The organism is Saccharospirillum sp. ABV4_185 (genome assembly GCF_056159245.1).
The window spans coordinates 2,784,504-2,811,045 of sequence record NZ_JBSWUW010000001.1 but is presented as its reverse complement, the minus strand read 5'-3'; the positions used below and the strand labels follow the sequence as shown (position 1 = coordinate 2,811,045).

The 26,542-nt window shown below is 55.4% G+C and carries 25 protein-coding genes and 1 tRNA gene; 11 read left to right on the top strand and 15 right to left on the bottom strand.

Translation table 11 applies throughout. From position 1 onward, the window contains the following. Positions 1 to 7: 7 nt before the first annotated feature. From ACXAE6_RS13345 to thrS, 8 genes are all read right to left on the bottom strand, one after another. Entirely contained in the window at positions 8 to 1,060 is a 1,053-nt protein-coding gene (locus tag ACXAE6_RS13345) for a hypothetical protein (protein ID WP_475149037.1), read from the bottom strand. Between the two features lie 9 nt (positions 1,061 to 1,069). Continuing rightward, positions 1,070 to 1,612, bottom strand: coding sequence for a DUF4256 domain-containing protein (locus ACXAE6_RS13340; protein ID WP_475149033.1), 543 nt, complete (start codon positions 1,610 to 1,612; stop codon positions 1,070 to 1,072). Positions 1,613 to 1,615: 3 nt separating this feature from the next. Then, positions 1,616 to 2,176: a GNAT family N-acetyltransferase gene (locus ACXAE6_RS13335; RefSeq protein ID WP_475149030.1), complete on the bottom strand. Its 561-nt coding sequence runs from the start codon at positions 2,174 to 2,176 to the stop codon at positions 1,616 to 1,618. Positions 2,177 to 2,223: 47 nt separating this feature from the next. After that, positions 2,224 to 2,673 (bottom strand): protein tyrosine phosphatase family protein, encoded by a 450-nt coding sequence (locus ACXAE6_RS13330; RefSeq protein WP_475149026.1) that lies wholly within the window; start codon positions 2,671 to 2,673, stop codon positions 2,224 to 2,226. 131 nt (positions 2,674 to 2,804) lie between these two features. After that, positions 2,805 to 3,158: a 50S ribosomal protein L20 gene (rplT, locus tag ACXAE6_RS13325; protein ID WP_108124544.1), complete on the bottom strand. Its 354-nt coding sequence runs from the start codon at positions 3,156 to 3,158 to the stop codon at positions 2,805 to 2,807. Between the two features lie 27 nt (positions 3,159 to 3,185). Continuing rightward, positions 3,186 to 3,380 (bottom strand): 50S ribosomal protein L35, encoded by a 195-nt coding sequence (rpmI, locus tag ACXAE6_RS13320; protein WP_108165514.1) that lies wholly within the window; start codon positions 3,378 to 3,380, stop codon positions 3,186 to 3,188. 166 nt (positions 3,381 to 3,546) lie between these two features. Beyond that, positions 3,547 to 4,041 carry a translation initiation factor IF-3 gene (gene infC / locus ACXAE6_RS13315; RefSeq protein WP_475151750.1) on the bottom strand — a complete coding sequence of 165 codons (495 nt, stop codon included), beginning with the start codon at positions 4,039 to 4,041 and terminating at the stop codon, positions 3,547 to 3,549. 48 nt (positions 4,042 to 4,089) lie between these two features. After that, positions 4,090 to 6,021, bottom strand: a complete 1,932-nt coding sequence (gene thrS / locus ACXAE6_RS13310; protein ID WP_475149020.1) for a threonine--tRNA ligase — start codon at positions 6,019 to 6,021, stop codon at positions 4,090 to 4,092. A 337-nt stretch (positions 6,022 to 6,358) separates the two neighbouring features. Here thrS and ACXAE6_RS13305 point away from each other — a divergent pair, with 337 nt between their 5' ends. Next, positions 6,359 to 7,639: an efflux RND transporter periplasmic adaptor subunit gene (locus ACXAE6_RS13305; protein ID WP_475149016.1), complete on the top strand. Its 1,281-nt coding sequence runs from the start codon at positions 6,359 to 6,361 to the stop codon at positions 7,637 to 7,639. Then, complete coding sequence (locus ACXAE6_RS13300) at positions 7,636 to 10,713, top strand: efflux RND transporter permease subunit (protein ID WP_475149012.1); 3,078 nt, start codon at positions 7,636 to 7,638, stop codon at positions 10,711 to 10,713. Before ACXAE6_RS13305 ends, ACXAE6_RS13300 begins: the two co-directional genes overlap by 4 nt. Positions 10,714 to 10,820: 107 nt before the next feature. On the opposite strand, the gene ACXAE6_RS13295 is transcribed toward ACXAE6_RS13300, so the two are convergent. Both ACXAE6_RS13295 and ACXAE6_RS13290 read right to left on the bottom strand, forming a co-directional pair. Then, entirely contained in the window at positions 10,821 to 12,605 is a 1,785-nt protein-coding gene (locus ACXAE6_RS13295; protein ID WP_475149009.1) for an ABC transporter ATP-binding protein, read from the bottom strand. 91 nt (positions 12,606 to 12,696) lie between these two features. Next, on the bottom strand, positions 12,697 to 13,908 hold the full coding sequence (locus tag ACXAE6_RS13290) for an MFS transporter (RefSeq protein WP_475149006.1): 1,212 nt from the start codon (positions 13,906 to 13,908) through the stop codon (positions 12,697 to 12,699). Positions 13,909 to 14,087: 179 nt separating this feature from the next. Between ACXAE6_RS13290 and ACXAE6_RS13285 the strand changes: the two genes are divergently transcribed. Next, positions 14,088 to 15,317 (top strand): MFS transporter, encoded by a 1,230-nt coding sequence (locus ACXAE6_RS13285; RefSeq protein ID WP_475149003.1) that lies wholly within the window; start codon positions 14,088 to 14,090, stop codon positions 15,315 to 15,317. Here ACXAE6_RS13285 and ACXAE6_RS13280 read toward each other — a convergent pair. Next, positions 15,258 to 15,830, bottom strand: coding sequence for a mechanosensitive ion channel domain-containing protein (locus tag ACXAE6_RS13280; RefSeq protein WP_475149001.1), 573 nt, complete (start codon positions 15,828 to 15,830; stop codon positions 15,258 to 15,260). The two genes, ACXAE6_RS13285 and ACXAE6_RS13280, sit on opposite strands and share 60 nt — an antisense overlap. Before the next feature lie 133 nt (positions 15,831 to 15,963). Here ACXAE6_RS13280 and ACXAE6_RS13275 point away from each other — a divergent pair, with 133 nt between their 5' ends. Then, on the top strand, positions 15,964 to 16,662 hold the full coding sequence (locus ACXAE6_RS13275) for a VC0807 family protein (protein WP_475148997.1): 699 nt from the start codon (positions 15,964 to 15,966) through the stop codon (positions 16,660 to 16,662). A 46-nt stretch (positions 16,663 to 16,708) separates the two neighbouring features. On the opposite strand, the gene ACXAE6_RS13270 is transcribed toward ACXAE6_RS13275, so the two are convergent. Both ACXAE6_RS13270 and ACXAE6_RS13265 read right to left on the bottom strand, forming a co-directional pair. After that, positions 16,709 to 17,023, bottom strand: coding sequence for a hypothetical protein (locus tag ACXAE6_RS13270; protein WP_392804071.1), 315 nt, complete (start codon positions 17,021 to 17,023; stop codon positions 16,709 to 16,711). A 151-nt stretch (positions 17,024 to 17,174) separates the two neighbouring features. Further along, positions 17,175 to 17,816, bottom strand: a complete 642-nt coding sequence (locus tag ACXAE6_RS13265) for a hypothetical protein (RefSeq protein WP_475148994.1) — start codon at positions 17,814 to 17,816, stop codon at positions 17,175 to 17,177. Between the two features lie 237 nt (positions 17,817 to 18,053). Here ACXAE6_RS13265 and ACXAE6_RS13260 point away from each other — a divergent pair, with 237 nt between their 5' ends. The 4 genes from ACXAE6_RS13260 (at position 18,054) to ACXAE6_RS13245 (ending at position 21,833) form a co-directional block, all read left to right on the top strand. After that, complete coding sequence (locus ACXAE6_RS13260) at positions 18,054 to 19,619, top strand: methyl-accepting chemotaxis protein (RefSeq protein ID WP_475148991.1); 1,566 nt, start codon at positions 18,054 to 18,056, stop codon at positions 19,617 to 19,619. 64 nt (positions 19,620 to 19,683) lie between these two features. Then, a complete protein-coding gene (locus tag ACXAE6_RS13255) occupies positions 19,684 to 20,580 on the top strand; it encodes a chemotaxis protein (RefSeq protein WP_392804077.1) in 897 nt (298 codons plus the stop codon). A 70-nt stretch (positions 20,581 to 20,650) separates the two neighbouring features. Continuing rightward, positions 20,651 to 21,079, top strand: a complete 429-nt coding sequence (locus ACXAE6_RS13250) for a S24 family peptidase (protein WP_475148988.1) — start codon at positions 20,651 to 20,653, stop codon at positions 21,077 to 21,079. 259 nt (positions 21,080 to 21,338) lie between these two features. Further along, the gene (locus ACXAE6_RS13245; RefSeq protein WP_392804081.1) at positions 21,339 to 21,833 is read left to right on the top strand and encodes a hypothetical protein; all 495 of its coding nucleotides are present in this window, start codon (positions 21,339 to 21,341) and stop codon (positions 21,831 to 21,833) included. 8 nt (positions 21,834 to 21,841) lie between these two features. Here ACXAE6_RS13245 and ACXAE6_RS13240 read toward each other — a convergent pair whose 3' ends face one another. Further along, on the bottom strand, positions 21,842 to 22,594 hold the full coding sequence (locus ACXAE6_RS13240; RefSeq protein ID WP_475148982.1) for a sulfite exporter TauE/SafE family protein: 753 nt from the start codon (positions 22,592 to 22,594) through the stop codon (positions 21,842 to 21,844). 160 nt (positions 22,595 to 22,754) lie between these two features. Here ACXAE6_RS13240 and ACXAE6_RS13235 point away from each other — a divergent pair, with 160 nt between their 5' ends. Then, positions 22,755 to 23,381 (top strand): SatD family protein, encoded by a 627-nt coding sequence (locus tag ACXAE6_RS13235; RefSeq protein WP_475148978.1) that lies wholly within the window; start codon positions 22,755 to 22,757, stop codon positions 23,379 to 23,381. A 2-nt stretch (positions 23,382 to 23,383) separates the two neighbouring features. After that, positions 23,384 to 24,127 carry a hypothetical protein gene (locus tag ACXAE6_RS13230; RefSeq protein WP_475148975.1) on the top strand — a complete coding sequence of 248 codons (744 nt, stop codon included), beginning with the start codon at positions 23,384 to 23,386 and terminating at the stop codon, positions 24,125 to 24,127. On the opposite strand, the gene ACXAE6_RS13225 is transcribed toward ACXAE6_RS13230, so the two are convergent. Then, entirely contained in the window at positions 24,110 to 26,203 is a 2,094-nt protein-coding gene (locus ACXAE6_RS13225) for a putative bifunctional diguanylate cyclase/phosphodiesterase (protein ID WP_475148971.1), read from the bottom strand. The genes ACXAE6_RS13230 and ACXAE6_RS13225 overlap by 18 nt on opposite strands. A gap of 217 nt (positions 26,204 to 26,420) precedes the next feature. On the opposite strand from ACXAE6_RS13225, the gene ACXAE6_RS13220 reads away from it, so the two are divergent. Continuing rightward, positions 26,421 to 26,497, top strand: a tRNA-Val gene (locus tag ACXAE6_RS13220). The last annotated feature ends 45 nt before the right edge of the window (positions 26,498 to 26,542 follow it).

The window sequence follows — 26,542 nt, the reverse complement described above, 5'->3', positions numbered from 1 at the left end:
TAAGTGCTCAACGTTGAGCAGTAAAACAGGGCAGCACATCTTCGCTGAAATAAGGTTCCTGGTTACTCCAGAACATCAGTGACACGCCCATAAAGTCTTCAGCAAAGGCATGCAATAACGGCACGATATTGGCGCGATCAGTGACGACGCGATCGGAATTGGTGGCGCCAATATAGTTGCCATCCTGGATGGCAATGCCCAGGGGTACGTTGTAGTCATGTTCGTGCATCATGGCGATGGTGTGGTTTAACTGACCTTTGCGCTGCACCATTAAATCCGGACCCGCCAGGCCAACGCCAATGTTATTGCCGTACTCGTAGATTGAGCGCAAATAACCTTCGTCTTCCCAAGGCAGCCATTCGCCCGGCATAAAGTTGGCGTACTGTAATTTGATGGAATTGGGAAAAGCATCCGCCAGCGCCTGCATATTGGTTTTTAAGCCCTCGACGTAACCTTGGGGTGTGAAGCTTGGATCAGTTTCGTTGCTCACGCCGATGGCTGTTTCCTGCAAATTAATGCCCGCGATTTCGCCATCAAAACGCTCACCCAAAGCCGTCAGCAAAGCCGCAAAACGGGCGCGAACACCGGCATTCCAACGCTTGGTTACCCAACCTTCCGATTCGCCATCGTCGGTATACTGCTGCACCAATCCACCATCGAATTCTTCACTGAGCAGGTATTCTGGCGCGGCCACGTAGATATCGTAAAAGGTGGTGTCCTGCAGTTGCACAAAGAGTTGTTTGCCGTGCGCTTGCAGGTAAGCAAGATCCGTCTCAATGGCGGAGAAATCGTACTGGCCGCGTTGCGGTTCTAGCTCTCGCCAGCTGTACATAATCTGAGCACCGGAAAAACCATCGGACGTCAGCAACGGATGTTCTTGCAGCGCATCACGATCACGCGCGAAATAGACAAAATGCTCGATACCGTCTTCCGGAATGGGGCAACGCGCATCCAGGTAAGCTTTATAGGCATCGCTGTAACGTTCGCTGGGGTTTTCCCACTCGGCGGCCAAGGCATTCAATATCATAAAAACCAAAGCCACTAACGCGAATGGTTTCATCTTTCCCTCTCAAACAACTAGCCGGCCACGGAAACCGCGCGCCGCGTAGTAGGAGTCAGCACCATTATGATAAATAAATACCTGATCATAACGACGGTCTCCAAAGATGGCGCCACCGCGCTGACGGATATTGTCCGGCGTCACCAACCAGCTCGATGTTTTCAGATCGAACTCACCCAGCGTTTGCAAATAGCGATAATCGGCTTCACTCAGTAACTCAATACCCATCGCCAAAGCCTGATCCATAGCGCTGCCACTGGGCTTGTTTTTCTTACGTGCCTGCAAGGCGGTATCGTCATAACAGAGGCTGCGCCGCCCGGCCGGGCTCTCCGTTGAGCAGTCACAAAACACATAACCATCAACAGAATCGTCGTAGGCGATGACATCGGGTTCACCACCACTTTGTTCCATTTGCTCAAGGATATTGAGCTTGGCTGGATTGGCGAGCAAACGTGTCACTACCTCTGGCCAGTCGATACCTGAATGACGCTCAGGATGGGCTTCAAAGCGCTGGTGCAATAAAGTAATAAGATCTTGCTTGGCATCTGCCATCGATTAAACCTCCGTTACAATCCTTTGGGTAAAGCAATAGTAATGCCGATCTAAAGACGCTACATAGTCTCGATATTCAAATCCCGCCTTCACCAGAACTCGGTTGGAAGCCAGGTTGTTCGGATGTGCAAACGCCGCTATGGATTGCAATTCCAGATGTTCCAGCGCAAAGGTAACGGCCGTTTTTGCCAATTCTGTGGCAAAGCCATAACCGCATTGATCCGGTGCCAGATAATAAATTAACTCAGGTCCCCAACCAGGTTCTTGCTCATCGACGATAATGCCGCCCCAACCCAGGATGGCTGCTGAGGACTTCTGTTGAATCAACCAGGCACCATAACCAAAGCGCTGCCATTGACTGGCCAGCTGGTGAAAATATCGCTGCTGATCTTCGGCTGTCGTCAGCGACTGGCTAAACCGCAGATGCTCAACATTGGCAAGGATGGCCGCCAAATCTATCCAATCGGTAGCTACCAAGGGTCGATACATCAAGCGGTCACTTGCTATGTTTTCTGACATCCACCTTGCCTCAACGACTGGGGCCGATTTCGCTGAATCGCGCATTTTCGTGAACGACCAGTCTGCAAATCTATCGATTCATCTTGATCGCGCTATACCAAACCAATGTCCTGGCGAGTCCAGGTCAATAGTTCCTGCCAGACTGCAGGTGGTGTCCAGCTATCCAGCATCGGCGATCGGGCACCGGCCTCATCGTAGCCTGCCAGTTTGGTCAGATACTGGTACAAAAACGCCGACGCCCGATAGTTCATGATGCAATGCACCAACACCTTGTCGTCGCACAGCATGTCCATCAACAGGCAAAACCGCCGCACCTGCTCCGGCCTGGGATGATCAAAAGGCACGGGAATATGAAAGTAATTCAGGCCTAAATCGGCAAGTCGCTTATCTTCGTCAACAACGGCATCGCTGTGATCAGACAATCCCAGGTTAATGACATGACGGTAACCCTGGTCTGCGATCAACTGAAACTGTTCTGCTCTTGGCTGGCCGGCACTGCCGATATTGGGCGTTAGCTGAACAAAATTGCGGATGGAATCCATAACCCAGAGGTCTGTTAGCCGAAAGCTTCAGACTACTCAAGCCGTGTTATTTTCACTAGCGCTAAAGGCGGCAAACTGCCATAAAAAAACCCGCCAATAGGCGGGTTTTCAATCACCGGAACCGATTAAGCTTAGGCAGCAGCCTTGGCTTTTTCGGTCAGGGCGGTGAAGGCGACCTTGTCGTGAACGGCCAGATCAGCAAGGATCTTACGGTCGATCTCGATGGACGACTTCTTCAAGCCAGCGATGAATTTGCTGTAAGACAGACCATTCACGCGAGCTTCAGCGTTGATACGAGCAATCCACAAAGCGCGGAACTGACGCTTGCGCTGACGACGGTCACGGTAGGCGTATTGGCCTGCTTTGATGACCGCCTGCTTGGCTACGCGGAATACACGTGAACGTGCACCATAATAACCTTTGGCTTGCTTCAGAATCTTTTTGTGACGACGACGGGCGATGACGCCCCGCTTAACACGTGCCATTTATCTTTCCTCCTAGTCCGGTGACCGTTAAACGTAAGGCAACATGCGCTTGATCAAAGGCACGTCGGACTCAGCAACTTGCTGGGTGCCGCGCAGATGACGCATACGCTTGGTGCTTTTCTTGGTCAGGATGTGGTTACGGAAAGACTGCTTGTGCTTAAAGCCATTCGCTGTCTTCTTAAAACGCTTCGCAGCGCCGGAATTGCTCTTGATTTTTGGCATTTTCAATCTCCCGATCTACTTCCGAAAACCGCTTTGCATCCCTTCTGGATTCGATGTAACACCGGATCCGGGAGCTAACGGTTGCCATTAAAAAACGACGACTCAAGCAGAGTCGTCGTCCACGTGCGAAGTGGCGAACCACTTCGGGATGCTGCCTAAGGCAGCCTCACTTCTTCTTGGTCGGCGCCATGACCATAGTCAACTGACGACCTTCCATCTTGGGACGCTGTTCAACGGTCGCCAGATCTTCCAGATCGTTGGCGACCCGCTGCAGCAGTTCCATACCGATTTCCTGGTGAGCCATTTCACGACCACGAAAACGCAGCGTTACCTTAGCCTTGTCGCCGTGTTCCAGAAACTTGGTCAGGTTACGCAACTTGACGTTGTAATCACCAATGTCGGTGTTGGGGCGGAATTTCACCTCCTTCACCTGCACCTGAACCTGTTTCTTCTTAGCCGCGGCCTTGGCTTTCTTCTCTTCGTAGAGCTTCTTGCCCAGGTCCATGATCTTGCAGACCACGGGGTCGGCATTAGAGATCTGTACCAGATCCAGTTCGGATTGCTGAGCCCGCGCAATGGCGTCGGCCAGCGATACAATGCCGAGCTGTTCGCCGTCTTCCGCGATCAGACGGACTTCGTCCGCCTGAATCTGCTCATTAATAATATGACGATTGGTAGGTTTGGCGCCTCTCGCGTTGCGTTTTATAACTCACTCTCCGTTTGTTACCAGACGGCCTTTTTGGGCGACATCGGCAGTCAGACGTTCAATAAAGGCGTCGACTGACATGGTGCCCAGGTCCTTCCCATCTCGGGTACGGACCGCTATGGCCTCGTTTTCGACTTCCTTATCGCCAATAACCAGCAAATAAGGAACTCTCTGAATCGTGTGCTCGCGGATTTTAAAGCCGATCTTCTCATTTCTCAAGTCGGCATCTGCCCGGAACCCAGCGGAAATCAGCCGATTTTGAACCGATTTGACGAAATCGGCCTGGGCATCGGTGATATTGCAGACCATTGCCTGGATCGGCGCCAGCCAGGGCGGCATCGCGCCGGCGTGTTGCTCAATCAGAATACCGGTGAAACGCTCAAAGCTGCCCAGGATAGCGCGGTGCAGCATGACCGGTGTTTGACGATTACCCTGCTCATCCACGTACTGGGCGTCAAGCCGACCCGGCATCGAGAAATCGACCTGCATGGTGCCGCATTGCCACATCCGACCCAGACTGTCTTTCAGCGTGAATTCGATTTTCGGACCATAAAAGGCGCCTTCGCCAGGCAGGATTTCCCAAGGTTTTCCTGTCGCATCGAGCGCTGAGGCCAGGGCCGCTTCGGCGCGATCCCAGTCAGCATCGCTGCCGACGCGTTTTTCCGGACGAGTCGACAACTTCAGGATGACGTCATCAAAACCAAAGTCGTAATAGACCTCGTTCAGCATGTCGATGAACTTGGCCACTTCCGGCTGAATCTGCGTTTCAGTACAAAAAATATGCGCATCGTCCTGAGTAAAGCCGCGCACGCGCATAATGCCGTGCAAGGCACCGGAGGCTTCGTTGCGGTGGCAGGAACCGAACTCCGCCAACCGCAGCGGCAGATCGCGGTAGCTCTTCAGCCCCTGATTAAACACCTGAACGTGACACGGGCAGTTCATTGGCTTGATGGCGTTGTCGCGATGTTCGCTGTGAGTGGTGAACATGTCATCACCAAACTTGTCCCAGTGACCGGATTTTTCCCACAAGGAACGATCAACAATCTGCGGTGTGCGAATTTCGTTGTAACCATGTGCCCTTTGCTTGGCGCGCATGTATTGCTCGATCACCTGGTACATGGTCCAGCCATTGGGATGCCAGAACACCATGCCCGGTGCTTCTTCCTGCAGGTGGAACAAATCCAGCTTCTTGCCGATCTTACGGTGATCGCGCTTGGCCGCTTCTTCCAAAAATGTCAGATGCTGTTTCAGTTGTTTCTTATCGGCCCAGGCAGTGCCGTAAATACGCTGCAACTGCTTGTTGCTGCTGTCGCCACGCCAGTAAGCGCCAGACACACGCATCAATTTAAAGTGATGACAGAACTTCATATTCGGCACGTGCGGACCGCGGCACATGTCGATGTATTCTTCATGATGATACAAACCCGGCTGATCATCGCGGCTGATGTTCTGCTCAAGAATCTCCAGCTTGTAGGGTTCGTCACGCTCGCGGAAGGTATCCACCGCTTGCTGCCAGCTGACCTTGTGGCGCACCACTTCGTAGTCGGTCTTGGCAAGCTGCATCATGCGTTGTTCCAAGGCGTCGAGATCTTCTTCAGTCAGCCGATGATCCAGATCGACATCGTAATAGAAGCCGTTTTCAATGGTCGGGCCAATGGCCATCTTGGCATCTGGATAGAGCTGTTTCAGCGCATGGCCGAGCAAATGCGCGCAAGAGTGACGGATGATTTCCAGACCATCGTCATCCTTGGGTGTAATGATCTCGATATCGGAATCTTCGCTGACCACATCGACCGCATCGACACGCACACCATTAATGCGTCCGGCCAGCGTATTGCGAGCCAGGCCAGGACCGATATCTTCGGCGATCTGCATAATGGAAACAGGGGCGTCGTACGAACGTTTGGCGCCGTCAGGCAAGGTAATAACAGGCATGATGCACTCCTTCAGTGGTGACCCCTACCAAGGGCCACATGTTGGATATTTCAGGTTTTGAATGGTTTAGCTCTGGCCCGACCTACCCCTACCAAGGGACCGTATCGGACCAACATTTCAACGGACGGCCTGAATAAGCCTTGACCCAACTGAAACGAGCTGGGCAGTCTACCTGATCGAAACCGAGCGGTCACCCCGATAACCAGCCTGTGTTTACGGTTTATTGACCGCAGGGCTGCATTTTCTCTGCATCTTTATTCCTTAAACTGTCGCGCAATTCTTCGATCTTTTTTAATGTGACTGGCCGGTCAGCACCCTGGCACCTTGGGAGTAGTGAATGAAAAAGCAGTCGATCATAGTCGCGGTCATCCTGGCCGTTGGTGCCGGCGGTTATCTATTGATGAGCAGCCCGATCGGTTCCGACAGTGGCGCCCAGCGTGGTGGCAATGCCGCTATGAGCATGCGCGCCGGTCTGGCCGGTTCGCGCTGGGGACGCAGCAACGCCAGCAGCAACACTGTCCAGGTTGAAGCCATTGATGTGGTACTGGACGATCACGCCCCCACCACTCCACTGTTAGCTCAGGTCGATGCCAAACGACAGGAAACACTGACCGTCCCGGCCGAAGCCAGAGTGATCGACATCGCCGTCCAGGCCGGCCAAACCGTCAGCGCCGGCGATGCGCTGCTTGAACTCAATGCCGACTCCATCGAATGGACGCTGCGCCAGCAACAGGCAGCGGTCGCCCAACAAGAAGCGGCGATTCGCATCGCCGAACGCCAGCATCAGGTGAATCAGGCGGCGTTGGCCAATGCTCGCGCCAGCTATCAACGCGAAGTGGCTTTGAACGACCAGGGTTACTCCAACGCCGCCAGTTTACAGACTGCCGAAGAGGCATTGCGCAGCGCCGAGTTGACCGTTGATATTTATGCCGACCAATTAGTTCAACAACAGGCCGATTTGGAGCAGGCGCGCATCGCGCTGGAGCAAGCTCAAGCCGACGCTGATGACTTGCAACCCACCGCCCCTTTTGACGCCGAAGTCGTCAGTATCAATGTTGCCACTGGCGCTCGCTTAGCGGCCGACACCCCTTTAATGACGCTGGTGGATCGCAGCTCACTCTTTGCGCGCACTCAGGTGCCCTTATCGGTCTATCGACGTATTCGCGGCCAGGACATCGAAGCCGAAGCCGTTATCGATGACGTCAACTATCCACTGACCGTCACCAGCCTGGCCGCTTCCGCCGAAACCGGCGCTGTGGCACTGGAAGTCGCCCTGCCTCCCGACATTCCCGTACTGATCAACGAAACCATTGAGCTGCAACTGAAACTGCCAACGCTGCGCAGCTACGCCGTGCCTCAGGATGCCATCTACCAGAACAACCGTTTGTATCGCCTGGTCGATGGCGCTTTGAGCATGCAAACCGTCCAGGTTCTGGGTTATCAACAACGTGACGGCAAACAGTGGGCGCTGGTGACGTTTGATGGGTCAGCATCATCAGACGAACCGATAACGGTGCTGACCACCCGGCTGTCGCAACCGTCCAACGGTACGCCCGTCACTCGCGTCGGCCTAAGCAGTGAAACCGCCGCCACCACTCAAAGTGGTGACGCTTCATGAGCGGCTTTTACGATCAGATACTGCGCCACCGTCTGGCCGCCAACCTGATGATGCTGTTGGTCATCGGCGCTGGCATTTGGGGTTTGCAGTCGGTGCGTTCGCAGCTGTTTCCGGATTTTGAACTGCCGCTGGTGCGCGCCACCTTCAGTTGGGATAACGCCGACGTCGACACCATCCGCACTCAATTGGGTGACCCGCTCGATCAGGAAATGATGGACAGCGGCGACTTCGATTTCGTCCGTGCCGTCTCTTACAACGGTGGTCACCGAGTCTTTGCTGCGGTTAAAGACGGCCTCAGCGTCGATGAAGGTTTTGCCACGCTCGAAGACGCCATCGATAACATTGGTTTGCCGTCGGGTGTGACCATCGATGATCTGGAAAAAATCGAAGTGACCGAACCCGTGGCTTCGGTGCTCATCTACGGCGATCTGCCGCGTGGTGATCTGGCCAGCATCGGCTATCAGGCGCAGCAGTCGTTACTGGCCGAAGGCGTGGCGGTGGTCGAGCTGTCTGGCGTGCCCGGGCGCAAAAGAGTGATCGATGTTGATCTGACCACCCTCGGCTCGCTGGGCCTGACGCTCGACACCCTGGCTGAACGTATCCGCGCCCAGTTCGATACCACCCCCGCCGGCACTCTGGCCGTCGGTGCCAACAGCACCTCCTTAGTAACTGATTCGCCAGACTGGACCCTTGCTGCGCTGAACGACGCCATCATCGCGCAAAACGCCGGTGGTGTGATTCGCCTGTCGCAAGTGGCGGATATTAGCGAGGCTTATGACAACACCGATATTCTGCGTTACGGCGGCATGCCAGCGGTCAAGTTGGAAGTCAGCCGTGTTGCTGGTGAAGACACCCTGGAAAATGCCGAGCTGCTGGACAACTGGATGAACCGCTTTGTCGACGAACTGCCCTACGGCGTCGGCATGCACAAATACAACGAAATCTGGCAGGTGGTTCAGGACCAGCTCAATCTGGTGATCAGCAATGGCATCGCCGGTATGGTATTGGTGTTGCTGGTGTTGTTCGTTTTCCTGCGCACCCGTTTGGCGCTCTGGGTGGCGGCCGGCATACCGGTTTCCTTTATGGGCACCCTCGCCTTTATGGGTTATTCCGACACCACCATTAACACCATCAGCCTGTTCGGCTTTGTGATCGCCATCGGCATCATTGTCGACGATGCCATCGTCGTGGCCGAAGATGCCGCAGCGCTGGAATCTCAGGGTTTATCGCCTGAGCAAGCCTCACGCACCGCTGCTAAACGCATGATGCCGGCGGTCATTGCCTCGAGCCTGACCACCATCGCCGCCTTTATGCCGCTGCTGCTGATCGGCGGTTCTTTTGGCAATCTGCTGGTCGATATTCCAACCGTCGTCACCGCTGCCATCATCGCCTCTTTGGTGGAGTGTTTTATCATCCTGCCGGGTCACCTCGGCCATAACGCCAAACCCAAACCGATGAGCGCGCGCCGGCAACAATTTGAAGACGCCTTTCATCGTTTTCGCGATGGTCCTTTTCAGCGTTTGGTCAAACAGGCGTTGCAGCAATCGAGCATCTTTGTTGCCGCCGTTTTTGCCATCGCTTTGTTGACCCTGGGTGCTGTGACCAGCGGCCGCATTCAATTCGAACCCTCGCCGTCGCTCGACCAGCCGACCATGAATATCACCCTCGATATGCTCGACGGCACCACCCTGGCCGAAGCCGAAGCGGCGATCGATCAGTTACAGGCGGTGGTTGAGAACATCGATGCTTCGGTTGGCGGCGGTTTGATCGCCAACATCGTTCAGGAATTTGAAAGCGTCGATGAGCCCGACCGCGCCTCTTTGGAATTGACGCTGACCAGCGATACCGACAGAGCGTTGAGCAACGCCCAGGTACTGGAGCGCGTGCAGAACGAATTCGAACTGCCACCGGTCGTGCGCGCCTATTCCAGCGGTCGTTTTTTCCGCGGTCCTGGCGGCGGTGGCGATCTGGAAATTCGTTTGGTGGGCGATGATATCCAGGAACTGAAACAGGCATCCCTGGCGCTGCAAACGGAGTTGCTGAACTATTCCGATGTGCTCAGCGACATTACCGATGATTTGCCTTTGGATGGTCAGCAATATCAGATGAGTCTGACTCAGGCGGCCCAAACCGCAGCCGTCGATATGAACAGCGTGGCCAGCCAGGTCGCCAGTCAGTTATCGGGCAAAACGCTGGTCACGGTGCAGGAAGGTGATCAGGAAATACCGGTGGTGTTGCAACTGATCGAGCGTCAGCGCGAGAGCGATGCCTGGCTGGATAATCTGCCGATTCAACTGAGCGACGGCACCACCCGACCGCTGGGTGGCCTGGTCAATTTTCAGTTTGACCAGGGCCTGAATCGCATCACGTCTCGCAACGGTGAGCTGGAAGTGGAAGTCACGGCCACTTACAACGGCGACCAGTTGGTGGATTTTTATCCGGTATTGGAAGACACCATACTGCCCGGCATCAGCGCCCGCTTTGATGTGGACAGCTCAATCAGCGGCCAGGCCGAAGAATTGGAATCCTTCTTCAGCGATACGCTGCTCGCGGTGAGCATTTCCATCCTGCTGATCTATCTGATTCTGGCCTGGGTGTTTGAATCCTGGCTGTGGCCTTTCGCCATTTTAATCACCGTGCCATTTGGCTTGACCGGCGCGGTTATCGGGCATTGGTTAATGGGCATGCCGTTATCAACGATTTCGGTATTCGGGCTGATCGGGCTATCGGGCATTGTCATCAACGACGCCATTATTTTGGTGACCGTCTTCCGGCGACTGCACGACGATGGTCTGAGCCTTTACGACTCGGCCGTCGAAGCCTCGCTGTCGCGATTGCGGCCGGTGATTCTGACTTCGATCACCACCATGGCCGGGCTGATTCCACTGTTGTTCGAAACCAGTGTCGATGCCGCCCTGCTCAAACCCATCGCCGTCGGTATGGTTTTTGGCCTCGGTTTTGGCACCCTCTTGATACTCTTGCTGGTGCCCATTCTGCTGCTGCAGATCGGTCGATTGAAAGCGCGCATCGCCAGCCGCCGCGGCGGTGGCGATCCGGAAACTATCAAGGTCTAAGGAGCCTCTGACCAACTCGCACAGGGCTCTGCGCGAGGTTAAATGGATCTGCCGCAAGGCGCGAATCGCCGGTAATGGCCGTAGCCCTTCCCAAGAGTCGCAACGCGTCAGGCTGCACCGCCGGTCTGTACCTGCCACTGTGACCAGTAAGCGCCACCTTGAGCGACCAGTTCATCGTGGCTCCCTTGCTCAACAATTCTCCCCTGCTCCAGCACCAGAATTTGATCGGCGTGGACAATGGTCGACAAGCGATGCGCGATCATAATGACGGTGCGCTCGTGGGAAATATGCTTCAGCGAGCGCTGAATGGCCGCCTCGGTTTCGTTATCAACGGCGCTGGTGGCTTCATCGAGCACCAGAATGGCCGGGTCTTTCAGCAGCGCCCGCGCCAGTGACAAGCGCTGGCGCTGGCCGCCAGACAAACGCACGCCGCGCTCACCCACTGGCGTGTCCAAGCCGTCGGGTAGACGCTCAATAAATTCCCAGGCTTCGGCGGTCCGGGCGGCGTTGATCACTTGCTCATCGCTCGCGTCCGGCCGACCGTAAGCGATGTTGTCGCGAATGGTGCCTTCGAACAAAAACACATCCTGACTGACCAAACCGATGGCCGAGCGCAAACTGTTCAAAGTCAGTTGTTCGATGGGCGTGCCATCCAAACGAATTTCACCGCTCTGCGGCTGGTTAAAGCGCAGCAATAATTTAATCAGCGTTGACTTGCCAGAACCGGTCGCGCCAACCAAGGCCACCGTGGTTCCCGCTGCCACCTTAAAGTTGATGTCATGCACACCGACACCAGTGCGGCCGTAGACAAAATTCACCGCCGAATAATCCACCTCACCACGCACCGGTGCCGCCAAACTCCGCGTGCCCTGATCGGGAATATCGATGGGCGTTTCGATCAAACCGAGAATACGCCGCACACTGGCCATGGCCCGTTCATAAAGGTCGATGGTCTGTGCCAGAGCCGTCAGCGGCCACAACAAACGCTGGGTCAAAAACACCAACACACCATAGGCGCCAACACTTAACTGGCCATCTAATGTCTGCATGCCGCCGATGACAAAGGTGAACAAAAAGCCGGTCAGAATCGCCATACGAATGATGGGAATAAAAGCCGAACTGACAGCGATGGCATGGCGGTTGGCCTCGGCATAGGCCTCGCTGTCGGCGCGCACCCGTGCCGCTTCGGTCTGCTCAGCAGTGAATGCCTTGATGGTGCTCATACCGCCAATGTTGTTGGCCAGGCGAGTCGCCAGGCGGCCAACCTGATCGCGCACCTTGGCGTACAGCGGCGTCGCTCTCTTCTGGTAGTAGAACGCCCCCCAGATAATCAGCGGCACCGGTGTAAAAGCCAGCACGGCAATCAAGGGTGAAATCACAAAGAACACCGCGCCGACGGCCACCACAGCGACCAAAATCTGTACCAGCTCATTGGCACCGCCATCGAGAAAGCGTTCCAACTGGTTAACGTCGTCATTGAGCACCGAAATCAACTGGCCGCTGGAGCGATTTTCAAAGAAGCTCTGATCCTGCTTCTGGATATGCTCATAAGCATCCTGACGAAAATCGGCCTGCAGTCGCTGCGCCAAATTGCGCCACAAAATCTGATACATATATTCAAACAGTGACTCGCCCGCCCAGATCAAAAACGTCAGCACGGCCAGCGCAGTAATTTGCGACTCCGGTGTCGCCAGGCCAAGACGCGACACAAAACTGGCTTCTTGATTCACCACCACATCGATGGCAATACCGATCAAAATTTCCGGGGCAATATCAAAAAGCTTGTTGATCGCTGAGCAGGCAACTGCCCCAATCAGGCGCAGACGATAACTACGGGCATAACGCAGCAGACGCAACAGTGAGCGAAAACTGGTCTGGGTAGAGTCAGACATGACAATCCTTAAACAAAAACGATCAGCGAGCCGCCAATTCGGCTCGCGACTAAAGCGGGATTAATAACAAGAACGCGGCGGTTGAGCGCACTCAGACCGTACGCAACTGCACACTGGCATCGCGCTCACGAATCGGCCAATGCAGAGCCGCCGCAGCCAGACCCAGAATGATGCCAGCGATCCAGATGCCATCGTAATGGCCAAAGGTTTCGTACAACCAACCTCCCAGCCAGACACCACTAAAGCTACCCAGTTGATGGCTGAGAAAGACCACGCCATAAAGAAAGGTCATATAACGGGTGCCGAAAAACACCGCCACCAGACCGGACGTTGGCGGCACCGTTGCCAGCCATAGAAACCCCATAACGGCACTGAATACCAGGATGCTGACCAGACTGACCGGCACCAGCAAAAACGCCGTGATCGCCACCACCCGACCCAGATAAATAAACGCCAATATCCGCTGTTTGGGCAGGCGGCCACTCTGCACACCCGCCACATAGGCGCCAATAACGTTACACAGGCCAATCAGGCTGATACTCCAGGCGCCGACCTTGGCATCAAAACCCAGATCGACGACATAGCCCGGCATATGGACGGTAATAAAGGCGACGTGAAAACCACAGACAAAGAAGCCAAGCACCAGCAACGTATAAGAACGAACGCCGAAGGCACGACGCAGAATCTGCCACAGCGAGGCCTCAATGGCCGGGCTCGAGGTATCGGAAGCACCGCCATAAGGCGCCAGCGGAATCGCCAGCAAGGCCATGGCCAGCGCCGATAAACTCAACCATTGCAACGCCTGGAACCAACCGACAGCGTCGACCAGGGTCTGCATCAACGGCACCACCAGAAACTGACCAAAGCTGCCGGCAGCCGTACCCAGGCCCAGCGCCCAGCCGCGACGCTCTTCCGGCACGGCGCGCACCAGAGCAGGCAGGACGATACCAAAGGCCGTGCCGGCGATACCGGCACCCACCAACAAACCAGCTGTCGCGATAATGGCGCCAGCGCTGGCGGCGTAAGCCATGCCTGCCATACCGGCGGCGTAACAGGCCACGCCAGCAAGCAACACCTTCAAATTGCCATAGCGATCCGCCAGGCCACCGGCGATCACAGCCATGACGCCCCAGGCCAGATTCTGAATCGCCAAGGCCATGGAAAACACATCCCGACCCCAGCCATGAGCCGACGACAACGGCTGCATAAAAAGACCGAAACCGGCGCGATAACCAAAGGACAACATCAGCAGCAGACAGGCACTGATCAAGACAGGCAAAACAGGCAACAAACGACTTTTCATGGTGGCAGACAGGCTCCGTTCAGGCAGGCAAGCGCCCGACAATAGCGCCATCATCCAGAACCGACAAGCGTGCGCTTGCAGCCTTCGCACGCACAGCGCTATAGTCCTGCGCCGCGGTCATCGCCCGCTACGGGACAGGCCTACTGGTGTGTTGTCACTGAATAATTCAGGAGGTGCCCATGGCGGCGAATCGCAGTCTGTTACTGATTCTGTTGGCGTATATCGCCTTTATCTCTCTGGGCCTGCCCGATGGCCTGCTCGGTGTTGCCTGGCCGTCGATGCGCAGCGATTTCAACCTGCCGCTGGACGCGCTGGGAACCCTGCTGATTGGCTCCACCTGTGGCTATATGTTGAGCAGTTTTGTCAGTGGAGCGGTCAGTCGCCGCCTGGGTATTGGTCGGCTGCTGGCGGTCAGTTGCGCAACCACAGCGCTGGCATTGATCGGCTATGCGCTAGCGCCTTATTGGTGGTTGTTGGTTGGTCTGGCTCTGTTGCTGGGGTTGGGTGCCGGCGCCATTGATGCCGGTCTGAACAACTATGTTGCCACTCATCACAGCGATCGCATGATGCAGTGGCTGCACGCCAGCTTTGGTGTCGGTGTCACCCTGGGTCCATTAATCATGACCGCCGGCCTGAAGTTAACCGGCAATTGGCACCCGGGGTATTGGGCGGTCGGCCTGGCGCAGTTGGCCTTGGCGCTGGTGTTCTTGCTAACCGCGCCACTGTGGCTGCAACGTAGCGCTGATACTCCGCCTGAGGCACCGGCACAACTCAGTGACGAGGCCGGCAAAGTCAGCACCACCCGGCCCGACCTGCTGCAGCCGGCGTCCATGTTCAAATCCATGCGCACCCTGTCGGTCTGGCTCAGCATGTTGCTGTTTTTCTGTTACACCGGCCTGGAACTGACCATGGGTTTGTGGACCTACTCCTTGTTGGCAGAGTCGCGCGGTTATTCCGTGGCAACGGCGGGTTTGTGGGTATCCATTTACTGGGGCATGTTTACCCTTGGCCGTCTGCTGGCCGGCGCCTTCGCTAACTGGCTCGGACATCAGCGGCTTATTTGGGGCAGTCTGGGACTGGCCTTGATCGGTGCCATCCTGCTGATCTGGAACCCGGTCAATGTTGTTGGTCTGTTTGCCATCGGGCTAATCGGTTTTGCTTTCGCGCCGGTCTTTCCAGGTCTGGTATCTGGCACTTCGCACCGCGTCGGCAAGGCGCACCAGGACAACACCATGGGTATGCAGATCGCCGCCGCCGGCATTGGTGGTGCCGGTCTGCCCGCACTCAGCGGTGTTCTGGCGGCACGCTTTTCGCTGGAGATCGTTCCCTGGGCGCTGCTGGTCGCCTTGCTATTGCTGGCGGGGTTCTACTGGCTGTCGCTCAGTCGATTCAGTCGGAGCCGGAACTGAATCCGGTTGCGTTACCGCTGCTGTTTTCGGCACCGGTTTGATCACCGCGGTCTGCAACAGCAGGCTGTTGGGGTAAGTCAGAAGATCACCCTGCTGGCGCCGAATCAACACATGAAACGGCGTTATTTCCTCGATGACGCCGCTGAGATCTTCGTCTTTAAAGACGATTTTGATTTCATCACCAATGCGAAACGGAAACTGGAAAAAGATAATAATACTGGCGGTGACATTACTGAGGATGGACCACTGGGCAAATAAGGCCACGCCCAGAACGGCAAAGAAGGACGACAGAAACAAGACGAACTGACCATAACCCACGCCAAAAACCAGACCTCCGGCAAAGGCATAGGCGAGCACATGAAAAAACTGCAGTGTCTTGCGGATCAGCGCCTTGCGTTGAATGGAGACATCTTTGCTATCGACAAAAAGCGCCAGGAAATACTTCAACAAGCCCTGCGTCAGAAAGAAAGCCAGGGCGAGTACCGCCAAAGCCAAGAGTAACTGCCACTCCATCAGTCCGTTCCGTTTAGTTGCCCATGGCTGATAATGCTACAGCCTAAAGATAACGGAAAGGTCGTCATGGCGGGATGTCGTTTAGCCGGCTTTTGCATACAATGCCCGCCACCCCCGATAAGAGAACAGCGTTTTGAGCAACGAATCCAAAGGTGGTGGTTTTTTCACCAACCTGCTATTCAACATTCTGCTACCCGTCATCATTCTGACCCGCTTCAGTGGCGAAGAGTCCCTCGGCCCGGTCTGGGGCATTGTGATCGCTCTGGCCTTCCCGATTGGTTACGGCCTTTGGGAAATGCGCCAGACCAAGAAGGTCAATACCTTTTCGGTCATCGGCGTGATCAGCGTGTTCCTCACCGGCGGCATCAGTTTGCTGCAGCTCGACCCCAAATACATCGCCATTAAAGAGGCCGCTGTACCGGCACTGCTCGGCGTCGCCGTACTGATCAGCCAGTTCACCCGCTTTCCCCTGGTCCGCACGCTGATCTTCAACGCTCAATTGTTTGCCATGGATAAAGTACAGCAGGCATTGGAAGAGCGCGGTACAGCACAGTTACTGGAACGCCGTCTGCGCCTGGTGAGCTACATTATCACCGCTTCTTTTATGCTCTCGGCGGTATTGAACTATGTGCTGGCGAAGCTGATTGTCGTCAGCCAGCCAGGGACCACGGCCTTCAGCGAAGAGCTGGGCAAGATGACTTTATTGAGTTACCCGGTGATTGCGCTGCCGTCCACCGTCATTCTGATGGGAGCGATTTTTTATCTGCTCAATCAACTGCGCAAACTGACCGGCCTGGATATGGAAGAATTGCTGTCCGAAAAAAACCGTTGAAGTCAGCCGCACCCGATAAGCTATACAGGCACGGCTGAACCCGATATCAATGCAAGGTCGCGCTACCGGTGACACCGGCGCGACCATATTCACCGCTCAGTTCATGGACAGCACGGTGGCGTTCCACTTCCAGATCAACGGAACCGCCGTTTTCCAGGTGAAAGTCGTACAGGGTGTTAATCAGGGCAGACAGCACATCGTGATTGTCTACCAGATTGGTAGCGATACCGGAGGCACAGAGAATGTCATAAATTGGATCCAGATTAGCCTGCAGATCCCCCTGTTCATCGCGGCAGACGTCAAGAGCGCTGAAATCAAAATTCTCGGAAACGATCAGCTCGAATTCTTTTACATCATTCATAGCATCACCTCGCTCTTAATTAGGATGGGACTTAATTGGGATGGGGTAAGTTGTCACCGTCCTGAGACGGGCACTGCATAATCTCTAGGTCTCCTTCGTGGTTACACTCTTATAAGATTGATCATCATTCGGCGGAATGCAAGCCCGTCGCTTAGAAGCGACAGGACTGACGCATGGGTTCGATCACCTCGGTGAAGCCGGTGAAATCAAAAACCGCAGTAATGGGATCGTCGTTATAGGGCGTGGTGCGAAACACCATGGTGGTATTTCCGCGCTCAACCTGCTGCGCCACCTGAGCGACAAATTCACTCAGCGTGAAGCCGGTATCGGGACCATCCAGTATCGACGACTCACGAGAGCCGCCCGCTTGCCAGCGTCCGGTCACCGGCGCTTGTTGTCCCAAACGGGTGGTCACTTCCGGTCGGCCACTGGGTAGAAAATCCTCCCAACTCAAGATCAGTACATAGCGGCCTGGCTCAGTGGAATCACATTGCCACGACAGTACAATCGGATCGCCTCGCCCGTTCAGGCCCTGCGCGGAGCGGATGGATAACTGGTGTTCGGTCTGACCGGTCAGCGGGTCTGAGGTGGCTTCGTAATTAAAAGCGGCCACTTCAAGCTGAACGTTTCCGCTGTAGGCTTCGGCATCGTCATAGCAGGCATAGCGCCGTTCCCGATTATTCAGTTCACGGCAGTTGCTGATGGCTTCAACAAAGGTTTCAGCGAGCACTGCGGTCGAACCAAAGACAAGCGCCAAGACAGTCAACAGGCGAGCGGACGTCGTCGTTATCACAAAGTCTCCTTACACGAATCCCGGGCTGGGATAGTTCGATTTCTGCTCATCAATTGTAGCAGTCGAGGCTCCAGCGTTGACACCACACAATGCATTGCACAATGGAAAACGGTCCGTCTCAGCTAAACACAAGCGTCGCGCACCAAGTATCGCTAAAATCACCCCGGCGGCAGCCGATAGCTTAATGACTGAAAATATTTCAATAAGACCGCCAAGACTCAGGATCCGGATACTCACATGCGCAAGAACTTACCCGTCACCGACACCGAATACGAGTTGAGCGATGATCAGGTTTTGATCTCTTCGACCACCGTTAAAGGGGTCATTCTGCATTGCAATGATGTCTTTTGTGAGGTCAGCGGCTACAGCCGGGATCAACTGATTGGCCAGGCACACAATCTGATTCGTCATCCGGATATGCCGCAGGCGGCGTTCGCCAACATGTGGGAATATCTCAAAGCTGGCAAACCCTGGATGGGTCTGGTTAAAAACCGACGCAACAACGGCGACTACTACTGGGTTAACGCCTACGTCACACCGGTCACCGAAAACGGCAAAATCATCGCTTATGAATCGGTGCGGGTGAAGCCCAAACGTGAGGATGTTAACCGCGCCTTTCGCATCTACCAGCGACTGAACGCTGGCAAACATCCACTGTCCTTACTGCAACGCATCCGCAAACGCATCGTGCATTGGGGGCCGAACAGCCTGGCGGCCTTCTTCATGGTCGCCATCGGTTATTTCACTGGCGACTGGGTCAGCCTGGGCGCAGCCGCAGCAGTAATGACGGTGTTAAGTGTGCTGGCCTATCGTCAGCGCGAACACATGATGGCTCATATGAAAGAACGCTCTGCTGGTCAGTTCAGCGATCCCATCATCGCCATGACCTTCTCCGATGCGCCCGATACCATGGCCCAACTGGAACTGGCCATGGACAGCGCCAAAGCGCATCTGCGCACCGTTCTGACGCGCATTGATGACGCCGCCGGAGGTGTGAATAACCAGGCTATCCAATCGCGCAAACTGACCGAGGAATCGGTAACAGCGGTCGACCAACTGCAAAACGAAACCACACAAATTGCTGCAGCGGTCAACGAAATGGCGGCCACCATCCACGAAGTATCCGGCAATGTTCAGGATACCGCCGGCGAAGCCGATAAAGCACACGAATTGGCCGACCAGGGCACGGCGACCATCAGCCAGGCCCGCCAAGGTATTCAGGAATTGGCCGAAGCGGTTGAATCCATCGGTCAAACCGTGCAGGAAGTGGTCAGTGAAACCCAATCGATTGCCGAGGCCGCCAAGCTGATTCAGGAAGTAACCGAGCAAACCAACCTGCTGGCATTGAACGCTGCCATCGAAGCGGCCCGGGCTGGCGAACATGGTCGCGGTTTCGCGGTGGTTGCCGACGAGGTTCGCTCGCTGGCAATCCGCACCGCCAACACCACCACCCAGATCCAGACCATCATCGACAAATTAAAAACCAAGACCGGTGACGCCGAAGCCGCCGCCGAACGCGGTCGCAGCATCGCTGAAGACAGCGTCAGCCGGGTGGGCGAAGCCGACTCAGCGCTGCACGACATCGCCGCTGCCGTGGTTCGCATTACTGAAATGACCCACCAGATGGCGACCTCCATCGAAGAGCAAAGCCAGGTCTCCGAAGAGATCAACCAACAACTGACCCGCATCACTGGCCTGGCCGATCACAGCCTGGAACAGGGTCGATTGTCGGTGAAAGGCGCGGAAACCCTGAGCGAGCTATCCGACAAGATGCACGAACTGGTGGTACTGTTTCGCACCTGAGTCAGGGCGACTAAACTGATTACCACAACGTATTTCGCGCCGCCTGCCAACGATAGGATGCAGTATGAATATCAAGGCCAACAAACACGCCCAAAAATTGCTGCTGTTCTCGCTGACGGGCAAACAAAGCTTTGCCATCGGCACGCTCAAAGTGCGCGAAATCATCCCCTATCGCGCGCTGTCCAAATTGCCGCAGGACCACCCGGCAGTACTGGGCGCAACCAACGTGCGCAACAAAACCATACCGGTGATCGATATGGCGGCGGCCGTCGGCTATACACCGCTCACACCGGAAGAGCAGGCTCAGGCATCAATCATCATTACTGATGTCCAGCGTCGGGAAGTGGGTTTTCTGGTGCGGCGCATCGAGAAAATCGTCGATACCAACTGGCGCGACGTCAAGCCACCACCGGACATGCTGGGTAAAAACGCCTACCTGACCGGTCTCTTTATGGATGGTGACAACACCATTCAGCTGTTGGATGTCGAACTGCTGTTGTCACGCATCTATCCGGATCCGCCGGGACGACGTTTTGCCAAACTGACCGACGTCCAACGTGAACAGCTGCAACCGCTGAATATCCTGCTGGTTGATGACTCTCATGTAGCGCGCAAACAGCTGTCGGACGCGCTGGACAATCTCAACATTCCCTACCAGGTCACCACCAACGGCCTGCAAGCATTGGAAGTGATGGAAAACAATGCGCGGCTTGGCAATGCCACCGATATTCTGGTCAGCGACATCGAGATGCCTGGCCTGGATGGTTATGAACTGGCGTTCAAAATTCGCGATATGGCTGAGTTAAAACGGACCTACATCATCCTGCACACCTCGTTAAACAGCGAAATGAGCCTGACCTACGCCAATCAGGTCGGCGCCAACGAAGCACTGACCAAGTTTGACGCCGATGAACTGGTTCATGCCATGTTGCGTGGCGCCCAGGCCATGACCGGCGACTGAAGCGAGACTTGCCTGTGTGGCTCAGTCAGCCTAATATACTGTATATAAATACAGTTATTGGGCGAGAGTTATGGCTGTTCAATTACTTGGCCGCAGCGTGGCCGGACCTCAACTTAATCTGCCGCTCTTTATTGAAGGCGCCGAAGCCAGCCAGAATGCAGCGGCCAGCGTTGACGATTCCAGCGCAGTGGATCTCAACCAGCTGTGCCTGCGCTACCCGGACAAAACCTTTTTTGTCGCCGTGGAAACCGATGCCATGATTGATGCCGGCATCGGTCCGGGCGATGTACTGATTGCCCACCAGGCACAGACGGCGCGTTCCGGACAAATCGTTATCGCCGCTTTTCAGGGCGAATTAACCGTCCGGGAATTACAGTTATCGCCGTCTCCTCGGCTGATTGCCCATCATCCGGATATCGATGAAGTCATTATTCCAGACAGCGAAACCCTGACTATTCTTGGTATCGTCACACAAATATTACGTTCGGTTGGATATTAAACTTGAATTGCTCACCCTCGGCCCCTAAATTGATATCGCTCCAGATATCTCGCACTTTTTATACCGATGAGTGAGCCGTTTTAATGTTCAGTACGTAATCAGACCTTCAGATCGCGTATTGCATTGCCCACTGTCGCCGGTTTCTCTCAATAGCGGCCGTACCCCGGCTACCGATAGACCGCCAGTGTTGATGCTCTAAAAGGGTTTTTCCTGTTAGAGCTGTTTGTTCATCCACTTCTATTATTTGAATGTTGAGACCATGACCGAAGCTAAGGCATATACCCCTCTTGACGATCAGTTGATCGATCAACAAATTCAGCAATATCAAGCCGAACTGGAAGAATTAAAACAGGCCAAAGCTGCAGCCTTGAAAAAAGAAGAAGGCTTTGAGCAGTATTTCGCTTTGCTGGAAACGCTAGAGCGCGATTACCAATTAACCGAAGAAGATATTTTTAATCGTCGCAGCGTAAAAATTGGTGACTGGATTACCACTCACCTGCCCCACCTGAATAAATCGGCCTTGTTAGCCCGCCTGGAAAAATTCATTGGTGAGCGACTCAAACAACAGGCCCGTAAAAAACCATTGACCGGCCGGCCGCAACCGGCGCGCGATTTACCACCGGGCCAATACCGCCATCCGCTTAAACTGGAAACCCTGGAAAAGAAAACCCGCGCACCGCGCGAGCTTAACCACTGGGTGACCGAAAACGGCCTGGAAACGGTGCTGTCGTGGAGAATCGACGCGGCCGAGTAACGGCTCAGTTAACCGACCAGGCCCTGTTGCAGCAGACGCAAACCGGTCAACAGCAAGAGGGCGTAACAGAGCCGGTAAAACCAACGCTCGGATAAACGGTGGTGCAGCCAAAGCCCCAGATAGACACCGGCCACCGCCACTGGGGCCAGCAATAACGCATTCAACAGAATCTCAATGCGGAACTGCCCCAGCAAAGCGTAGGGTACCAGCTTGATGTAATTGACGAAGGCGAAGAAGACAACGGTGGTGCCCACAAAGAGCGTCTTATCGAGACGTTGCGGCAACAGATAGACACTGATCGGCGGTCCGCCCGCGTGCGCGGAAAAGCTGGTAAAACCGGCAACCGCCGACCAGATACCGCCTCTGATCCGACTCACCTGCCGCGCCGGTTGCTCCCGCCGCCAGGCCTGGCTGTAATAATTCAGCGCAAAAGCAACGGCAATCACCCCGATCAACAGACGCAGCATCTGCTCATCCACCCAGCGATAGGTCAGAGTTGCCACCAACACGCCAAGAATGCCGCCAGGCAAAATGATCCACAGATTCTGTGGATCCCAACGCCGCCAGTAGGCACGCAAACCAGCCACATCCATGATGCAAAGCATCGGTAACAGAATGGCAGCGGCATCGAAAGGGGATATCACCAACGACATCAAAGGCACCGCGACCATTCCCAAGCCGCCGCCAAAACCGCCTTTGGAAATACCGACAATCAGAATGGCGATCACAGCGAGCACGTAAAAGGCAGGCGACAACAACACAGCTCGGTTCCTTACATCGGTCAAAAGACGCGCCATTCTAGCGCGTCCGGTGACGGGCCTGAAAGCGGTCGCCCCGGAACCAATCCACCAAAGTGGTTGCAAATCAACCAATAAAACCATTATGGTTTAAATCATCATTAAACAACCTAAGAGGTTGATCATGACTCCTCTGGTGCTGATCGGCGACCTGGTCGCCTCACGTCGTTCCAGCTTGCGTCAACAACTGCAAGAACAGCTCAAGGGCGCGCTGGACGACCTGAACCAGAATCGAAACGGCCTGACATCACCCTACACCATCACTCTGGGCGATGAATTCCAGGTGGTTTACGACCAGGCCGACCGGGTGTTCGCTGACTGCCTGGCCATAGCCGCCGCTGTTTATCCGGTGCGGATGCGGTTCTCATTGAGCCTGGGCGCGATCAGTACCGACCTGAACCCGGACCAGGCGCTGGGCATGGACGGGCCGGCGTTCTATCAGGCGCGAGATGGCATTGATCGGCTCAAACGCAGCGGCGAACTCTTTACCCTGGCCGGACTGAGCGAGTCAGAACAGCCACTCGCCAGCGGCGGCCTGGGTTTGTTCAGCCACCAACTCAATAAATGGAACGCCAACCGCCTGCATATTCTCAATCGCTTGCTGTTAGGCTGGCGGGTCGAGCGCATCGCCGAAGAACTGAACATCAGCGAACAGGCGGTCTACAAGAATATCAACAGCGGTGGTTTGCATGCCGTCATCCGGCTGCTGACTGCGCTGACCCAAACCCTCAACCAATCGATGCGGGGCTGAGCGTGCTGACCTGGCTGTTTCTGGTTGGCTGGCTGACCAGCCGCCTGGCGCTGATCGTACGCGATGAACCACTGGGGTCGCGTTTTCTGATCAGTCTGCTCACGCTGCAACTGCTGTGGTGCTGGCTGACTCTGGGGTTGTCCTTTGCCAGCCTGAGTCTGGCTGGTCTGATGCTGCTGGCCTTGATCGTCCCCGAACGACTGCTGCCCCAAAGCTGGCTCAACGATGGCCGTTTGGCGGCAACCCTGCTGATGCTGGTCACCCTGGCCCTGCTCGCCGACGCCCTGCCCGCTCCGGCCTGGCAACACAGTTTCGAAGCCTGGCTGTGGAATCTGGGAATGAGCACCGCCCAACTGACCCGCGCCTTGATCTGGCTGACCGGCTTTTTATTAGTCGCCAACGAAGCCAATCTGCTGATCCGCAGCCTGTTTCATCGCTTCTCACTGGAGCCCAGGCTCACTGCAGATGGCGATGTTGATGGCGACAACAGCCAAACCCAAGTCGATGCACGCGAATACAATGCCGGCCGGGTCATCGGCATTCTGGAACGCTGGTTGATGTATCTGGTGCTGGTTTCCAGCGCTAACTACAACGTCATTGCCATCATCATCGCCGCCAAGGGATTTGCGCGTTTTCGTCAGTTGGAAGAACGCGCCTTTGCCGAATATGTGCTGATCGGCACCCTGGCTTCGACGCTGGTCACCATCGGCATTGCCGAAAGCTTAAGATCAATACTGAGTCAGTAACGCCGGCTCGCCAAAGCAATGGCCCTGGCATTGATCACAGCCCAGCGCAGCAAGAATCTGTACCTGCCCGGGTGTTTCCACGCCTTCGGCCAGGACTTGCAAACCCAGGGGCCGCGCCATGGCGATGATCGACTTAATAATGGTGTAAGCACTGCTGCGCGCTTCCAGACCTTCGACCAGAGAAACATCGATCTTCAGCCGGTCCAACGGCAAGGCATGTAGCAGCGGTAACGACAAACAGCCGGTGCCGAAATCATCCAGTACAAAGCGCACCCCCATTTCACTTAACTGAGCCATGCGCTCCCGGCTGCGATCCAGATCGCGGCCGATCAAAACCTCGGTCAGCTCAAACTCCAGTAATGACGGATCAACACCAGTCAGCGCCAGAATGGCATCCACCTGATCAACAAAATCCGCCGCCAGCCATTGTCGGATACTGACATTAATGGAAATCGGCAAAGCCGCTTCATCGGCAAACAGCAGACTTTGTTCGCACACCTGACGCAACGCCCAACGACCGATATCAATGATGAGCCCGCTCGACTCCGCCAGACTCAGAAAATGCTCCGGCTTCAGCACGCCCAGACGTGGATGGCGCCAGCGCAGCAGCGCCTCATAGCCCAAAACGCGGCCGTGCAGATTGGTGCGCGGCTGGTAATGCAGCTCAAACTGGCCATCTGCCAAAGCCTGACGCAAATCCAATTCCAACTGACTGCGCCGCTGCAAGCGCGCCTGCATATCCGGCTCGAAAAAACACAGTTGATCGCGCCCGGCCTGCTTGGAGGCATACATCGCCAAATCGGCCGACATCAGCAAGGTATCCACCGGCTGCTCGTCGCCACGAAACAACATCGCGCCGATACTGGCACTGAGCAAATAAGCCTGGCCCTGCAAATCGTAGGGACGGCGCAACGCCGCCAACAGTTTATTGCCATAAGCCTGAACCGCGCTTTCAGCCTGGCCAAGATCGGTGGGCAAACCGCCAACCAAGACAACAAACTCATCGCCACCGGTGCGCGCCAGACTGTCCGAGGTGCGTGAACAGGCCTTCATGCGCCGCGCCACCTGCACCAGCAGTTCATCACCGAGCGTATGACCAAAGGCATCGTTTAGTTGTTTGAAATGATCCAGATCGATAAACAACAAGGCCGCATACTGACGACTGCGCTGCGATTGCAGCCGAACATTATCGAGCCGGTCGATCAGCAAACGACGATTGGCCAGCAGCGTCAGCGGGTCCTGATAGGCCAGCTTTTGCATATGCGCTTCAGCCGCCTTGCGCTCAGTAATGTCACTGAAACTGGCGATGTAATGCGTCACCTTGCCGGCGCCATCACGCACCGCCTTGATTACCGCCCGCTCAGTAAACAGCTCGCCATTCTTGCGCCGGTTGCAGATCTCGCCAGACCAGTAACCCTCGCACTCAATATCGCTCCAAAGCTGATGATAAAAATCCTCATCGTGCACGCCCGAGCTCAGCACCGACGGATTACGACCGATTACTTCATGCTCGCGGTAACCGGTAATATCGGTAAAAGCCGCATTGACCCGAATGATGCGCCGCTCTCTATCGGTGATCAGCACGGCATCCTGAGTTTGCAGCGCAAGCGCCGAAATCTGGTGATCCGCCAAGGCTTCTTTCTGCTCAGTAATATCGCGCATCCACAACAACCAGCGCCCAGGCTCAGGTTCAGAACGCCAGCACGCCGACACCTCAAACCAACGCCAATGGCCATTAACCGGCAGGGAAATTTGATCGGACGACCACACACCAGCGCCTTTTGGCTCACTAATCAGCGCCCTGATCACTGCTGCGGCTTCATTGGGCATCACCGCTTCCGGGCTCGATCCCAGATAGGCCGCCCGTGGTCGGTACAGCACATCAGATGAACGCGAATGCAGATCGCAAAAACGCCCCTGGGCATCCAGCTCAAACACAAAATCCGGTGATGACGCCAAGACAGCCCGCAACTGAGCATTCTGACGATGCTGATGCCGCAACCACACCACCAGCCACAGACCCAGCCCGATCAGCAAGAACGCTCCCAGCGCCCCAAGCGTCAGCACCCAATCCATTTTCGCCACCCGAAACCATCATCCGTCTGCAGTCTAAAACGGCGCAGCACAACACCGACTGACCTGGATCAAAGCTCTAACAAGACACCCGGCCGCAGCGCCCTTTGAAGTCGGCTCTGTGATCGGGAGAACGGGGGTAACTGATTGAATCCGTTAAATTTTTCAGAGGTGGGGGTTGCGCGAGGCGAATTTCCAAGTATCATACGCCCCGACCTGAAGGACTATAGCTCAGTTGGTTAGAGCGCTACCTTGACATGGTAGAGGTCTCCAGTTCGAGTCTGGATAGTCCTACCAAATTCTTCAGAAAAACCAAGCACTTAGCGGTGCTTGGTTTTTTTG

Excerpts from the sequence above, each read along its gene's own strand:
- ACXAE6_RS13345 (WP_475149037.1), bottom strand. The coding sequence starts at position 1,060 with ATGAAACCATTCGCGTTAGTGGCTTTGGTTTTTATGATATTGAATGCC.
- ACXAE6_RS13340 (WP_475149033.1), bottom strand. The coding sequence starts at position 1,612 with ATGGCAGATGCCAAGCAAGATCTTATTACTTTATTGCACCAGCGCTTT.
- ACXAE6_RS13335 (WP_475149030.1), bottom strand. The coding sequence starts at position 2,176 with ATGCGCGATTCAGCGAAATCGGCCCCAGTCGTTGAGGCAAGGTGGATG.
- ACXAE6_RS13330 (WP_475149026.1), bottom strand. The coding sequence starts at position 2,673 with ATGGATTCCATCCGCAATTTTGTTCAGCTAACGCCCAATATCGGCAGT.
- rplT (WP_108124544.1), bottom strand. The coding sequence starts at position 3,158 with ATGGCACGTGTTAAGCGGGGCGTCATCGCCCGTCGTCGTCACAAAAAG.
- rpmI (WP_108165514.1), bottom strand. The coding sequence starts at position 3,380 with ATGCCAAAAATCAAGAGCAATTCCGGCGCTGCGAAGCGTTTTAAGAAG.
- thrS (WP_475149020.1), bottom strand. The coding sequence starts at position 6,021 with ATGCCTGTTATTACCTTGCCTGACGGCGCCAAACGTTCGTACGACGCC.
- ACXAE6_RS13305 (WP_475149016.1), top strand. The coding sequence starts at position 6,359 with ATGAAAAAGCAGTCGATCATAGTCGCGGTCATCCTGGCCGTTGGTGCC.
- ACXAE6_RS13300 (WP_475149012.1), top strand. The coding sequence starts at position 7,636 with ATGAGCGGCTTTTACGATCAGATACTGCGCCACCGTCTGGCCGCCAAC.
- ACXAE6_RS13295 (WP_475149009.1), bottom strand. The coding sequence starts at position 12,605 with ATGTCTGACTCTACCCAGACCAGTTTTCGCTCACTGTTGCGTCTGCTG.
- ACXAE6_RS13290 (WP_475149006.1), bottom strand. The coding sequence starts at position 13,908 with ATGAAAAGTCGTTTGTTGCCTGTTTTGCCTGTCTTGATCAGTGCCTGT.
- ACXAE6_RS13285 (WP_475149003.1), top strand. The coding sequence starts at position 14,088 with ATGGCGGCGAATCGCAGTCTGTTACTGATTCTGTTGGCGTATATCGCC.
- ACXAE6_RS13280 (WP_475149001.1), bottom strand. The coding sequence starts at position 15,830 with ATGGAGTGGCAGTTACTCTTGGCTTTGGCGGTACTCGCCCTGGCTTTC.
- ACXAE6_RS13270 (WP_392804071.1), bottom strand. The coding sequence starts at position 17,023 with ATGAATGATGTAAAAGAATTCGAGCTGATCGTTTCCGAGAATTTTGAT.
- ACXAE6_RS13260 (WP_475148991.1), top strand. The coding sequence starts at position 18,054 with ATGCGCAAGAACTTACCCGTCACCGACACCGAATACGAGTTGAGCGAT.
- ACXAE6_RS13255 (WP_392804077.1), top strand. The coding sequence starts at position 19,684 with ATGAATATCAAGGCCAACAAACACGCCCAAAAATTGCTGCTGTTCTCG.
- ACXAE6_RS13250 (WP_475148988.1), top strand. The coding sequence starts at position 20,651 with ATGGCTGTTCAATTACTTGGCCGCAGCGTGGCCGGACCTCAACTTAAT.
- ACXAE6_RS13245 (WP_392804081.1), top strand. The coding sequence starts at position 21,339 with ATGACCGAAGCTAAGGCATATACCCCTCTTGACGATCAGTTGATCGAT.
- ACXAE6_RS13235 (WP_475148978.1), top strand. The coding sequence starts at position 22,755 with ATGACTCCTCTGGTGCTGATCGGCGACCTGGTCGCCTCACGTCGTTCC.
- ACXAE6_RS13225 (WP_475148971.1), bottom strand. The coding sequence starts at position 26,203 with ATGGATTGGGTGCTGACGCTTGGGGCGCTGGGAGCGTTCTTGCTGATC.